Annotated in this window: 11 protein-coding genes and 1 riboswitch; of the genes, 8 read left to right on the forward strand and 3 right to left on the reverse strand. The window is 66.3% G+C overall.

Annotated elements, in window-relative coordinates; all coding sequences use genetic code 11:
• Positions 1 to 235 precede the first annotated feature (235 nt).
• The 7 genes from GWI72_RS11020 (at position 236) to GWI72_RS11050 (ending at position 9,248) form a co-directional block, all read left to right on the forward strand.
• Positions 236 to 697, forward strand: coding sequence for a MerR family transcriptional regulator (locus tag GWI72_RS11020; RefSeq protein ID WP_161676279.1), 462 nt, complete (start codon positions 236 to 238; stop codon positions 695 to 697).
• 241 nt (positions 698 to 938) lie between these two features.
• Entirely contained in the window at positions 939 to 2,729 is a 1,791-nt protein-coding gene (locus GWI72_RS11025; RefSeq protein ID WP_161708671.1) for an acyl-CoA dehydrogenase C-terminal domain-containing protein, read from the forward strand.
• A gap of 88 nt (positions 2,730 to 2,817) precedes the next feature.
• The gene (locus GWI72_RS11030; protein ID WP_161708672.1) at positions 2,818 to 3,456 is read left to right on the forward strand and encodes a glutathione S-transferase family protein; all 639 of its coding nucleotides are present in this window, start codon (positions 2,818 to 2,820) and stop codon (positions 3,454 to 3,456) included.
• Between the two features lie 24 nt (positions 3,457 to 3,480).
• Positions 3,481 to 4,689: an acetyl-CoA C-acetyltransferase gene (locus GWI72_RS11035; RefSeq protein WP_161708673.1), complete on the forward strand. Its 1,209-nt coding sequence runs from the start codon at positions 3,481 to 3,483 to the stop codon at positions 4,687 to 4,689.
• A gap of 24 nt (positions 4,690 to 4,713) precedes the next feature.
• Positions 4,714 to 6,933, forward strand: coding sequence for a 3-hydroxyacyl-CoA dehydrogenase NAD-binding domain-containing protein (locus GWI72_RS11040; RefSeq protein WP_161708674.1), 2,220 nt, complete (start codon positions 4,714 to 4,716; stop codon positions 6,931 to 6,933).
• 872 nt (positions 6,934 to 7,805) lie between these two features.
• Positions 7,806 to 8,864: a helix-turn-helix transcriptional regulator gene (locus GWI72_RS11045; RefSeq protein ID WP_209000086.1), complete on the forward strand. Its 1,059-nt coding sequence runs from the start codon at positions 7,806 to 7,808 to the stop codon at positions 8,862 to 8,864.
• 111 nt (positions 8,865 to 8,975) lie between these two features.
• Positions 8,976 to 9,248 carry a DUF6460 domain-containing protein gene (locus GWI72_RS11050; protein WP_161676284.1) on the forward strand — a complete coding sequence of 91 codons (273 nt, stop codon included), beginning with the start codon at positions 8,976 to 8,978 and terminating at the stop codon, positions 9,246 to 9,248.
• Positions 9,249 to 9,341: 93 nt separating this feature from the next.
• Here the strand turns inward: GWI72_RS11050 and GWI72_RS11055 are convergent, their stop codons facing one another.
• Both GWI72_RS11055 and GWI72_RS11060 read right to left on the reverse strand, forming a co-directional pair.
• A complete protein-coding gene (locus GWI72_RS11055) occupies positions 9,342 to 10,280 on the reverse strand; it encodes a histone deacetylase family protein (protein WP_161708675.1) in 939 nt (312 codons plus the stop codon).
• A 32-nt stretch (positions 10,281 to 10,312) separates the two neighbouring features.
• On the reverse strand, positions 10,313 to 11,407 hold the full coding sequence (locus GWI72_RS11060; protein ID WP_161676286.1) for a 2'-deoxycytidine 5'-triphosphate deaminase: 1,095 nt from the start codon (positions 11,405 to 11,407) through the stop codon (positions 10,313 to 10,315).
• Between the two features lie 138 nt (positions 11,408 to 11,545).
• Positions 11,546 to 11,625: riboswitch (SAM riboswitch) on the forward strand.
• 42 nt (positions 11,626 to 11,667) lie between these two features.
• On the opposite strand from GWI72_RS11060, the gene GWI72_RS11065 reads away from it, so the two are divergent.
• Positions 11,668 to 12,921 (forward strand): O-succinylhomoserine sulfhydrylase, encoded by a 1,254-nt coding sequence (locus tag GWI72_RS11065; RefSeq protein WP_208995823.1) that lies wholly within the window; start codon positions 11,668 to 11,670, stop codon positions 12,919 to 12,921.
• Here the strand turns inward: GWI72_RS11065 and GWI72_RS11070 are convergent.
• Positions 12,918 to 13,526 carry a CDP-alcohol phosphatidyltransferase family protein gene (locus tag GWI72_RS11070; protein ID WP_161708676.1) on the reverse strand — a complete coding sequence of 203 codons (609 nt, stop codon included), beginning with the start codon at positions 13,524 to 13,526 and terminating at the stop codon, positions 12,918 to 12,920. The genes GWI72_RS11065 and GWI72_RS11070 overlap by 4 nt on opposite strands.
• Positions 13,527 to 13,536: the final 10 nt, after the last annotated feature.

Genomic DNA, 13,536 nt, shown 5'->3' on the forward strand with positions numbered 1-13,536 from the left:
TCGCAGCTTGCGATTTTGTCTTAACCGGACGTTTGCCAAGACCCCGAATCGGGGCTGTCCGGCAAAAAAGCGCGCGATGGCGCTGGACCATTCCCTTAGCGTAAGGTATGGCGTTTCCTTCAGGACATGGCGACCGGGCATCCCTCCCGATGCATCCGGCCGCTTCGGCAGCCCGGCCTCCGGCCGTCCTTGCCCCAGATGCAAGACCCGCCGGGCGTTCACGCAGGAACAGAACATGAGCGAAGCACTCTCCCTCCGCAACAATGCGGAAATCGTCGATGTGGTGGCAGCCGCCGACGACAGCACGAAGAAGACGCAGTTCACCATCGGCGACCTGGCCAAGGAATTCGGCGTCACCCTGCGCACCCTGCGCTTCTACGAGGACCGGGGCCTGCTGAACCCCAAGCGCGATGGTCTGAACCGCGTCTACACCCGCCGCGACCGGGCCCGCCTCAAGCTGGTGGTCATGGGCAAGCGCGTCGGTTTTTCGCTGAGCGAGATCCGCGACATGCTCGACCTCTATGACCTGCGTGACGGACAGGTCACGCAACTTCGGGTCGCCCTCTCGCGCTTCAACGAGCAGATTGCCGTGCTCGTGAACCAGCGCAAGGACATCGATCAGGCCATCGAGGAACTGTCGCGCACGGTCGAAATCGTCTCCGGCATGCTGAAGCACAAGGAAGCGGAAGGCGAATGAGCCTGACGTTCGCGTAAGGCCGCTTCCGGCCAAAATCGCCAGAATCGCCGAAAAACCGGGGCTGACGCTCCGGTTTTTTGCGTTCGGACCCTCGACTTTGGTTCATTTTGTAAAGATTCAGGCGTACCTTCCCTTAGGACACGACTTGTCCGCCCCCGAATGGCGCGTATATAACAGGCGGCAGTTGACGTTTACGGAAACGTCATGTCGTGCGTATGCGGTTTCGTTCTGGGAGGAAGACATGCCGACCTACCGTGCCCCCGTTGAGGACACGCTTTTTCTACTCAAGGATGTGTTCGGCTACGAACGCTACAGCAACCTGCCGGGCTTTGCCGACGCGACGCCGGATCTGGTCGAGGCGATCCTGCGCGAAGGCGCGAAGTTCTGCGAAGAGGTCATCCAGCCGCTAAACCAGAGCGGTGACCTCGAGGGCTGTGTCCGCCACGAGGACGGCAGCGTCACCACGCCGAAGGGCTTCAAGGCTGCCTACGAGGCTTACTGCGAGGGCGGCTGGGGCGGCCTGTCGGTCGATCCGGAATTTGGCGGCCAGGGCCTGCCGCACACGCTGGCCATGGTGATGGCCGAGTACCTCTCCTCCGCCAACATGGCCTTTGCCATGTATCCGGGCCTGACGGCCGGGGCGGTCGCCGCGCTGACGCTGCATGGCACGGCGGCGCAGAAGGACACCTATCTGCCGAAGATGGTCGCCGGCACCTGGACCGGGACGATGAACCTGACCGAGCCGCACTGCGGCACGGACCTGGGGCTGATCCGCACCAAGGCCGTGCCCCAGGCCGATGGCAGCTACCGGATTTCCGGCACCAAGATCTTCATCTCCGCCGGTGAACACGACATGTCGGAGAACATCATCCATCTGGTGCTGGCCCGGATCGAGGGCGCGCCCGAGGGCGTGAAGGGCATCTCGCTCTTCGTGGTGCCGAAGTTCCTCGTCAATGCCGACGGGTCGATCGGAGCGCGCAACGGCGCGACCTGCGGCTCGATCGAGCACAAGATGGGCATCCACGGCAACGCCACCTGCGTCATGAACTATGACGGGGCGACGGGCTGGCTGGTCGGCGAGGAAAACAAGGGCCTGCGCGCCATGTTCACCATGATGAACGAGGCCCGCCTCGGCGTCGCGGTGCAGGGTCTCGCCCAGTCCGAAGTTGCCTACCAGAACGCCGTCACTTACGCCCGTGACCGCATCCAGGGCCGCGCCCTGACCGGGCCGAAGGCCATCGACAAGGCCGCCGATCCGATCATCGTGCATCCGGACGTGCGCCGCGTGCTGATGTCGATCCGCTCGTTCAACGAGGCGGCCCGCGCGCTGGTGCTGTGGACCGCGCTGCAGGGCGACGTGTCGCATCGCTCGGACAACGAGGCGGACCGGACCCGCGCCGACGACCTGATGGGCCTGATGACGCCGGTTCTGAAGGGCGTCCTGACCGACACCGGCTTTGCCAACGCGGTCAATGCGCAGCAGATGTACGGCGGCCATGGCTACATCGCCGAATGGGGCATGGAGCAGTTCGTGCGCGATGCCCGCATCGCCATGATCTATGAAGGCGCCAACGGCATCCAGGCGCTTGATCTGGTCGGCCGCAAGCTGCCGGCCAACGGTGGCCGCGCCGTGATGACCTTCTTCGCCGAGGTGGGCGATTTCCTGAAGGCCAACAAGGACAACGAGGCCCTCGCCCCCTTCACCAGGCCGCTGAAGAAGGCACATGACGACCTGCAGGCCGCGACCATGTGGTTCATGCAGAACGCCATGGCCAAGCCGGACAACGCCGGCGCCGGCTCGACCGACTACATGCACCTGTTCGGTCTGGTGGCGCTCGCCTACATGTGGGCCCAGATCGCCAAGGCCGCCCAGGAGAAGATCGCCGCCGGCGAGGACACGGAGCGCTATGAGGCCAAGCTGGTCTTCGGCCGCTTCTTCATGGAACGGACCCTGCCGGAAACGGCGGCGCATCTGGCCCGGATCTCGACGGGAGCCGACACGATGATGGGCCTCGCCGCCGAGGCCTTCTGAGCCTGGCGCCGGCCCCGCAGGCCCGCTCGGGCGGCCCGGTCTCCGGCCGGGCCGTCGCCCCGCTCTCACGCCATGACGGGAGGAACGCATGGCCGAGTTCGTGCTGCACTGCTTTGCCCAGTCGGGCTATTCCTACAAGGTCGCCCTGATGCTCCAGCTTGCCGGAGCGGACTGGGAGCCCCGCTTCGTCGACTTCTTCAACGGAGCCACCCGCTCGCCGGAGTTCCGCGAGACGGTCAACGAGATGGGTGAAGTGCCCGTGCTGGAGCACGGACACTTGCGCCTGACCCAGTCCGGCGTGATCCTCGACCACCTGACGGACGAGCTTGGCCTGTTCGGGGCTCACAGCGAGGACGAGGCGCGGGAGATCCTGCGCTGGGTGCTGTTCGACAACCACAAGCTCAGCAGCTACACGGCGACACTGCGCTACCTGCGGCACTTCGCAAGAACCGGGGAGACCCCGGTGACTGCCTTCTTCGAGGCCCGGGCGAAGTCGGCCCTGGCCATCCTCGACAAGCACCTGACCGGCCGCCAGTTCGTGGTCGCCAACCGGCTGACGACGGCGGACCTGTCGCTCTGCGGCTACCTGTTCTGGCCCGAGGAAACGGGCATCGACCTTGCCGCCTATCCCGATCTCACTGCCTGGCTGGATCGCATCCGGTCCCAGCCCGGCTGGTCCCACCCCTACGACCTGATGCCGGGCCATCCGCTGCCCGGTACGGCCTGACCCAGACACGTTCAGGAGGATCCAATGCCTGAGGCTTATGTATTCGATCATGTCCGCACCCCGCGCGGGCGCGGCAAGAAGGACGGTGCGCTGCACGAGGTGACCGCCGTGCGGCTCGCCGCCGTCGCCCTCGAGGCCATCCGCGACCGCAACGGGCTCGACACCCGGCTCGTCGACGATGTGGTGCTCGGCTGCGTCGATCCGGTGGGCGAGGCCGGCGGCGACATCGCCCGCGCGGCCGTGTTTGCCGCCGGATATGACCATTCGGTCCCCGGCATGCAGATCAACCGCTTCTGTGCATCCGGCCTTGATGCGGTCAACATGGCCGCCGGCCAGGTGATGGCCGGCCAGCATCAGCTCGTCCTCGCCGGTGGCGTCGAAAGCATGAGCCGCATCGGCATCGGTGCCTCCGGCGGCGCCTGGCCGGTCGATCCGCAGGTGGCCCTGCCCTCCTACTTCATGCCGCAGGGCGTGTCGGCCGACCTGATCGCCTCCAAGTACGGTTTCACCCGCGATGACTGCGACGCCTATGCGGTCGAGAGCCAGAAGCGCGCAGCCCACTCCTGGGACAAGGGCTACTTCGCCAAGTCCGTTGTGCCGGTGAAGGATGTCAACGGCATCACCATCCTTGCCCGGGACGAACACATGCGTCCGGGCACCGACATGCAGTCGCTGGCCGCCCTCGGCGCGTCCTTCGAGATGATGGGGGCGATGGGCGGCTTCGATGCGGTCGCCATCCAGGCGCATCCCGAGCTCGAGCGCATCACCCACGTGCACCACGCCGGCAACTCGTCGGGCATCGTGGACGGGGCAGCGGCGGTGCTGATCGGCTCGCGCAAGGCCGGCAAGTCGGCTGGGCTCAAGCCCCGCGCACGCATCAAGGCCTTTGCCAACATCGGCTCCGAACCGGCGCTGATGCTGACCGGCCCGGTCGACGTGACGGCGAAGCTGCTGCGCAATGCCGGCATGAGCCTGAAGGACATCGACCTGTTCGAGATCAACGAGGCCTTCGCCTCCGTGGTGCTGCGCTACCGCCAGGCCTTCGACCTCGATCCGGCGATTGTCAACGTCAACGGCGGGGCGATTGCCCTCGGCCATCCGCTTGGCGCCACCGGCGCCATGATCCTCGGCACGGTGCTTGACGAACTGGAGCGCCGCGACCTCAACACCGCCCTCGTCACCCTCTGCATCGGCGCCGGCATGGGCACGGCGACGATCATCGAGCGCGTCTGACGGCAGTCCTCGGGGAGAACCATGATGTCTTACAAGAACTTCACCCTTGAAACCGATGCCGACGGCATTGCGCTGATCACCTGGGACATGCCGGAGAAGTCGATGAACGTCATCGACATCTCGGTGATGGACGACCTCGACCGGATCATCGACGACGTGGTGGCCGATGCGGCCATCAAGGGCGCGGTGATCACCTCCGGCAAGGCTGCCTTCTCGGGCGGTGCCGACCTCACCATGCTCGACGGCCTGCTGAAGGGCTTCCACAAGGAGCGGCGCAAGGACCCGGAGGCGGCCGCCAAGGCGCTGTTCGAGGGGTCCCGCCGCCTGACGCTGATCTACCGCAAGCTCGAGACCTGCGGGAAGCCGTTCGTCGCCGCGATCAACGGCACCTGCATGGGCGGCGGCACCGAGCTGGCGCTGGCCTGCCATGCGCGCGTCGGCGTCGAGGATGACAGCTTCAAGCTGGGCCTGCCGGAAGTGAAGGTGGGCCTGTTCCCGGGCGCCGGCGGCACGCAGCGCGTCATGCGCATGACCGATGCCCAGGCTGGCCTCACCTTCCTGATGCAGGGCCAGACCCTGCGCGCCGACAAGGCCCGGTCGATGAAGCTCATCGACGAGACCGCCCCGGCCAAGAAGCTGGTCGAGACGGCCAAGAAGCTGCTCAAGACGGGCGTCAAGCCGGTGAAGCCCTGGGACGAGAAAGGCTTCAAGCTGCCCGGCGGTCCGGTCTATTCGCCGGCCGGGTTCCAGTTCTGGCCGGCCGCCAACGCCATCTATCGCCGCGAGACCCAGGACAACTATCCGGGCATCCGCGGTCTGCTGAAGGCGGTGTTTGAAGGCCTGCAGCTGCCGATGGATCTGGCCCTGCAGGTCGAGAGCCGTTACTTCGCCCATGTGTTGCAGACCCCGGAAGCGGCAAACATGATCCGCTCGCTGTTCGTCTCCATGCAGGAGCTGAACAAGGGCGCGCGCCGTCCGGCCGACGTGAAGCCGAACAAGATCAAGAAGATCGGCGTTCTGGGCGCCGGCTTCATGGGCGCAGGCATTGCCTATGTCACGGCCAAGGCGGGCATAGACGTGGTGCTGATCGACCGCGACCAGGCCGCCGCCGACAAGGGCAAGGCCCATTCCGACGAGCTGCTGAGCAAGGCCGTCTCGCGGGGGCACTCCACGGCGGAGGACAAGGACAAGGTGCTGGCCCGGATCACCGCCACGACCGACTATGCCCTGCTCGGCGACTGTGATCTGGTGATCGAGGCCGTGTTCGAGGACCGCGAGGTCAAGCGCGGCGTCACGGAGAAGGCCGAGGCCGCGATGAAGGCCAAGGCAATCTACGCCTCCAACACCTCGACGCTGCCGATCACCTCCCTCGCCGAAGCGTCGTCGCGTCCGAAGAACTTCATCGGCATCCACTTCTTCTCGCCCGTCGACAAGATGATGCTGGTCGAGGTGATCCTCGGCAAGAAGACCTCGGACAAGGCGCTGGCCATGGCGCTGGACTACATCAAGGCGATCAAGAAGACCCCGATCGTCGTCAACGACAGCCGCGGCTTCTACACCTCGCGCGTGGTGATGACCTACATCCGCGAAGGCCTGATGATGCTGGCGGACGGGGTTCCGGCGGCCATGATCGAGAACGCCGGCAAGATGGCCGGCATGCCGGTCGGCCCGCTGTCGCTTGGCGACGAAGTGGCGCTGGACCTCGCCTGGAAGATCGTCTCGGCCACCCGCAAGGATCTCGGCGTCAACTATGTCGAGGGCCCGCTGGACAACATCCTGGAAGAGATGGTGGTCAAGCGCGAGCGCTTCGGTCGCAAGAACGGCAAGGGCTTCTACGACTACAAGGGCAAGGAAAAGGCCCTGTGGGCCGGCATCCCCGAGGTCGTCGGCAAGCCGAAGCCCGCTGACGCCTTCAATGTCGAGGAGCTGAAGCAGCGTCTTCTGGTGATGCAGGCGCTGGAGACCGCCCGCATCTTTGAAGAGAAGTGCCTGACGGACGTCCGTGAGGCCGACGTCGGCTCGATCCTCGGCTTCGGCTTTGCGCCCTACACCGGCGGGACGCTCAGCTACATCGACATGATGGGCACGGCCGCCTTCGTCGAGCTTTGCAAGAAGTTCACCAAGAAGTGGGGCCCGCGCTTCAAGCCGAACAGGCTGCTGCGCGAGATGGCCAAGAATAATGAGACGTTCTACGGCAAGTTCCCGCCGCAGGCCGAGGCCGCACCGGACGCCGCGGCGGCCTGATCCGCTGCCGATCCTGCTGCCAGGCGACCTGATGGCGCGTGGCGGCGACCGCAGACCCTGTCGGGGGGCCCATGGCCCCCCGCTAGCGCAGGGAGAGGGGCGCGACGGACGCCTCTGCCTGGGATCGGGTCTGGGATTGGGATTGGGCTTGGGATTGGTCCTGCGTCTCGCCTCAGGTCTTCCCGCTGGGCGTGACGTATTCGATGTTCCGCAACAAGGAACCTCGACCTTCCGCTACAGCAGAAGTGAAACCGCTCTCAGTCTGCCTGTAGATGATTTACTCAACGGTTTTCCACAGCAGCTTGACCGCGACGCGTTTTCAAAACTGCGTGAACAAAAGCCGAGCCAGCTCATTTACCAAATCGTGCCGGGACCGGGGCTTGCAGGCTGCGGCAACACCGGGAACGGGCGGAACAAGGGCGCAAACGCGAGGATTGCAAGCAGGCCGCGCGGGCATCCGACCGCAAGGGCTGCGGCCGGACTGCACGTCGCTTTCGGGTTGGATTCCGCAGTTTTCGCTTCGCTTTCGTCTGTTTTCGATCGTGATGGGGCCACGTGTTATCGAAATCGAGGCGAAACTGCGCATTTGCGTGAAGGCGCCCGGCGAGGCCGGAGATCGCCTGCCAGTCCGGTCTGCTGTCCGCCACGGGCGGATGGCGGGACAAGCACAGATCTGACGCAGCGTCTTCCGCTATTTTCATTGGCAACCTTACACTTATTCCGTGCTTCTGTCCTTGGCACAATCAGCCAGCTTTTTAACTAAACGTGCCAAATGAATTCTCCCGGGCCGCCTTCGCTTAGGCCTTTGACCTATTGCGCCATTGCGTCGCCTGTAGAACAGTTGGGGCAACCTCTTTGGAGAGGAGGAGACGGTGTTGGTGTACAACCGGACCGCGCGGCGCCAGCAGGAGGAGTGGTGCCGGGCGGATACCCTGCAGTCCCTCGAAATGCTCTGCAAGATACGCCGCCTGGACTGGGCGGCGATTGCGCGACATTACGGCCTCAAGCCGGACCTGCCTCACAGTCCGGCGGCCACGGTCGAGTACAGCACGGCGCTGCGCGTCTTTGAACATGTCGCGCAGGCTGCGGGCGACGACGGGCTCATTCTCGACATCGCCTCGTCGGTGCCGCTCGGCATCTTTTCCACGTTCGACTATGTCGGGCTCTGCGCCCCGACCCTTGCGGCCGGACTGCACAACTGGGAGCGCTTTCTGGCCCTGCGCACGAATGTCTACCGCATGACCTTCCACGAGGAGGGCGAGCACGGGATCCTCGAGTGGTTCGTGCCCGAAGTGGGACTGCCCAGGATCCAGAGCACCTATGAGCGTCTGGCCTGGGCGGCAGGCCGCATCGAGTTCGCCGTGCAGGATCCCTCGGCGGAAATCCTGATCGAGACGACCCAGCCGGCGCCGCGCAAGATGTCGGATTTCCAGCGCCGTCACGGGGACCGGCTGGCCTTCGGGCAGGCGCAGGACCGCATCCTGATCCCGCAGGCCTATCTGGGACGTCCGACGCCGCGCAGCGAGGCGAACCTCTATGCCATCGTCGAGCAGGCGGCGATTCGCGAGATGGAGGATTATGGCGGGCGCAACGATCCGCTGACGCGCGTCGCGGACAAGATCAACGAGGCCCTGAAGTCGGGCAACGTGTCACTGGAACAGGTGGCCAGCGAGCTTGGCATGTCGCAGCGCTCGCTGCAGCGGCTGCTGGAGGCGGAGGGCACGTCCTTCCGCAAGCTGACCGAAACGATCCGTCGCAACATGGCCGCGCGCTACCTCAAGGACACGACGCTGCCGATGAAGGAAATCGCCTATCTGCTCGGCTTCTCGGAACTGTCGGCCTTCTCGCGGGCCGTGAAGACGTGGTACGGCGTCCCGCCCAAGGCCGTGCGGATGCACGGCGACGCCAGGCTGGAAGACCACATCGCCTGAGCGGACACTCCGGGGAAAACGTTGCCCGCACCGCGCGCGAGGGGTGCGAAGCCCTGCGGCATTGCCTATCTAAGGGCAGATGATGCCACAGCAGCAGCAACGGAGTGCCCCATGGCTGGCGACGGTTTGACACGATTTCTCGGAGACACGCCGCTGCGCGTCATTCTCCGTCTGACCTTCCTGTCGCTGGTGGTCGGCGTCATCCTGTCTGCGCTGGATCTCGATCCCCTCGGCGTGATCGACCTCGTTCTCTCCTTCATCGAGCGGCTCTGGAACATGGGCTTCAATGCCGTCGAGCAGGTCGGGCAGTATCTCGTGCTGGGCGCTGTCATCGTGGTTCCGATCTGGCTCATCAGCCGGATCCTGTCCGCGCGCGGCCGCTGACCGCGCAGCTTCCCGGTTCTGGCCAATCCGGGCCAGTCCGGGCCTGTCCGGGCCAGTCCGGGCAAGGTCCTGCCCGGTCTTGGCCATCTGAGATCAGATGAGCGTCTCGGCCAGCCCCGCGTCCACCGCGACGGCCGAGCGCAGCAGCGTCAGATGCCGGTCGGCCAGTTCGTCGATGTCGGTGGAATAGCCGCCCCCGAGCACGCCGGCGAGCGGCAGGCCCTGCCGTCGGACATAGCCGATGACCAGTTCGTCGCGCCGCCGCAGCCCCTCGCGGCTGAGGCCGAGGCGTCCCAGCTTGTCGCCGGAAAAGGGATCGACGCCCGCGTTGTAGAAGACGATGTCGGGGCTCGCGGCCTCCACTACGGCCGGCAAGGCCGCCGCCAGACGCGCCAGATAGGCCTCGTCCTGCACCCCGTCCTCCAGTCCGATGTCGAGGCTCGAAGGCACCTTGCGGACGGGATAGTTCTTCTCCGAGTGCATCGAGAAGGTGAAGACATCCGGGTCGCCGGCGAAGATGTCCGCCGTGCCGTCGCCCTGATGCACGTCGAGGTCCACCACCAGGGCCCGGCGGATGACCCGGTCGGCCTGCATGACGCGGATGGCAACGGCCACGTCGTTGAACACGCAGAAGCCGGCGCCATGGGCGCGCCGCGCATGGTGGCTGCCGCCAGCGGTGTTGCAGGCAAGGCCGTGCCGCAGGGCGAGATAGCCCGCAAGGACGGTGCCCCCGGTGGCGCACCGGCCGCGCAGCGCCACGCTCTCGGTCATCGGAAAGCCGATCTCCCGCGCCACCGCCGCAGGAACGCTGGCCGTGAAGACCTGCTCGACATAGGCCGGGTCATGGGCCAGCGCGATCCACTCGGCCGGCGCCGGGCGCGGCTTGTGGAACCGCCCGCCAGGCACAAGCCCCTCGGCCAGCGCCAGTTCCGCCACGCGGCGGAACTTGTTCATCGGAAAGCGGTGCCCCTCGGGCAGATCGGCACAATAGGCCGGGTGATGGACGACCGGAACCCCGGCAGCAACGAACATCGGCGAACGGTTCTCCCCGCCGCTGGCAGCCCTCACGACAGCGGTCGGAAATGCTTGGACAGTTTCAGGGCCTGCCCCTGATAATTGGAACCGATCCCCTCGCCGTAAAGACGCTGCGGTCGTTCCAGCATGTGCTCATAGACCAGCCGGCCGACCGTCTGGCCGTGCTCCAGGATGAAGGGCACGTCGTGGGATCGCACTTCCAGCACGGCGCGCGACCCGGTCCCGCCTGCGCCGGTGTGACCGAAGCCGGGATCGAAGAAGCCGGCATAATGGACGCGGAACTCGCCGACGAGCGGATCGAAGGGCACCATCTCGGCCGCATACAGGGGCGGCACATGCACGGCCTCCTGGCTGACGAGGATGTAGAACTCGTTCGGATCCAGGATCAGCTCGGCCGCACCGCGCCGGTGGATCGGCTCCCAGAAATCCAGCGGATGGTGCGCGGCCTTGAGGTCGACGTCGATGACGCCGGTGTGATGCTTGGCACGGTAGCCGACAAGGCTTCCCTCGCCGGCCCCCTCGAGGTCGATGGACAGCTGGACGCCGCCGCCGATGCGCTCGTTGCCGCCGGTCACCAGCCTTTCGCTCTGGTGCACGCCTTCCAGCTCGCTGTCCGCGATCAGCGGATCGCCGATGCGGAAGCGGATCTGCGACAGGCGCGAGCCCTCGCGCACCAGGATCGGGAAGGTCAGCGGCGAGATCTCGGCATAGAGCGGCCCGCGGTATCCGGCCGGCACCGTGTCGAAGGCACGGCCCTCGTCGGTGATGACGCGGGTGAAGACGTCAAGGCGGCCGGTCGAGCTTTTCGGGTTGGCCGTGGCCGAGATGATCTCCGGCAGGGCCAGGCTTTCCTGCAGCGGCACGATGTAGACGCAGCCGGTCTCCAGAACCGCGCCCCGGACGAGGTCGATCGTGTGAAGCGCGAAGGCGTCGAGCTTGTCGGCCACCGTCATGCCCTGGCCCGGCAGGAAGCTCGCACGGACCCGGTAGGCCAGCGTGCCGAGCCGCAGGTCCAGGCTGGCGGGCTGGATCTGGCCCTCGACAGGCGCCGAGGCGCTGCGGATGCCACCGGACCGGAACATGTCCTCGATCATGTGGGCGGGCAGGATGCCTTCAGAGCGCATGGAGAAGCCTTTCGCGTTCACGCCGGAGCCCGCAGGAAGGGCCGGCGTCCGGCTTCAGTGATTAGCCGATGGTTCACCGCCGGCCAACCAAGTTTTGTTGCCCCTGATTGACGCTTTGCCGGGAATGGCGTATCGGAACCGCTGATCCGTGGTGATTTGGGCCGGCCGGCTTGCAGCCACGTTAAAGAAGTCGCTAAAAGGGTCGGGAGGTGAAACCCGGCCCCCTATGGCCGGTTTTTTTGTATCTGGAGCCTCGAGCCATGACCGCACCCGACGACACGTCCGCCAGCACCGGCACCAGGAAGGACGGGCAGCCTGCCGACCTGTCCGGCCTGCGGACCGCCACCCGCCTCGTTCACGGCGGAACCGTCCGGTCCCAGCACGGGGAAACCTCCGAGGCGATCTTCCTGACCCAGGGCTTCGTCTACCCGAATGCCGAGGCGGCCGAGGCCCGCTTCAACGGCGAGGATCCCGGCTTCGTCTATTCGCGCTACTCCAACCCGACGGTTGCGATGTTCGAGCAGCGGATGTGCGAGCTGGAGGGCGCCGAGGCGGCCATCGGGACGGCCAGCGGCATGGCAGCGGTCAATCTGGCGCTGATGGCAAGCGTCCGGGCGGGCGACCATGTGGTGGCGGCCAAGGCCCTGTTCGGCTCCTGTCGCTACATCGTCGAGACGCTGCTGCCGCGGTTCGGGGTCACGAGCACGCTGGTTGACGGCACGGATCTGGCCCAGTGGCAGGCTGCCGTGAAGCCGGAAACCAAGGTCGTCTTCCTCGAGAGCCCGACCAATCCGACGCTGGACGTGATCGACATCGCGGCCGTGGCGAAGATCGCCCATGCCGTCGGCGCCCGGGTCATCATCGACAACGTGTTCGCCACGCCGATGTTCCAGTCGCCGCTGCAGCTTGGGGCCGATGTCGTCGTCTACTCGGCGACCAAGCACATCGACGGACAGGGCCGCTGCCTGGGCGGCGTTGTGCTGTCGAACGCGAAATGGATCGAGGACGAGGTCCTGCCGCTGGTCAAGCACACCGGTCCGGCCATGAGCCCGTTCAACGCCTGGGTTCTGCTCAAGGGGCTGGAGACGCTGCCGCTGCGCGTTGCCCGCCAGTCGGACAGCGCCGCCCGTCTGGCGGATCGCCTCGCCGGCCACGCGGCCATCTCGCGGCTGATCTATCCCGGGCGGCCGGACCATCCGCAGGCCGAGGTGATCGCCCGGCAGATGACCGGCGGCTCGACCATGCTTGCCTTCGAGCTTGCCGGAGGCAAGGCCGCCGCCTTTGCCTTCACCAACGCGCTGAAGGTCATCAAGCTCTCCAACAATCTGGGCGATGCCAAGAGCCTGATCACCCATCCGGCCACGACCACGCACAAGAACGTGGCCGAGGATGCGCGGCTGGAGCTCGGGATCACGGCCGGCATGCTGCGCCTGTCGGTCGGCCTGGAGGATCCGCTCGACCTCCTCGAGGACATCGACCGGGGTCTGGCGGCAGCGGCTGCCGTCCGCAGCTAGGCGCGCAGGAGAACGAGGGCGGTGGCCATGCGCGCCACCGCCGACACCAGGCAGAGGGCCGCAAAGCCATAGGCGATCAGCGCGACATGCTGCGGCAGCACGCACATGAGCGCGAAGACAGCGATCGTCTCCGCGCCTTCGGCAAGCCCGCCCAGATAGTAGAGCGACTTGAGCCCCTGCCGGCTGGTCTGCAGCCGGCGCCGCTCCGCCATGATCGCGAAGGTCAGGAAGGCGGCGCCATTGGCGTAGAAGCTGAACAGGAGCACGGCGGCCGCCAGCGCTGTCCCGTCCGGGTCGCGCAGCGCGAAGGCGAGCGGGATCGCGCCGTAGAAGATGAAATCGCAGACGATGTCGAGGTAACCGCCCAGGTCGGTGCGCCGGGTCGCCCGCGCCACGGCGCCGTCGAGGCCATCGGCGAGCCGGTTGGCCAGCAGCAGCACCAGCCCGACGAGCAGCGCGTCGAGGGCGATGGCAACCGCAGCGGCGAGCCCGAGCCCGAGCCCGAGCACCGTGATCGCATTGGCGCTGAGGCCTGCGGCGGCAAGACGGCGGCCAAGGGCGTCAAGCGGCGGGTCGATCAGGGGACGGATGCGGGCGTCGAACATGCGATGGTTC

Source organism: Pannonibacter sp. XCT-53 (assembly GCF_009915765.1).
In the GTDB taxonomy this organism is placed as follows: domain Bacteria; phylum Pseudomonadota; class Alphaproteobacteria; order Rhizobiales; family Stappiaceae; genus Pannonibacter; species Pannonibacter tanglangensis.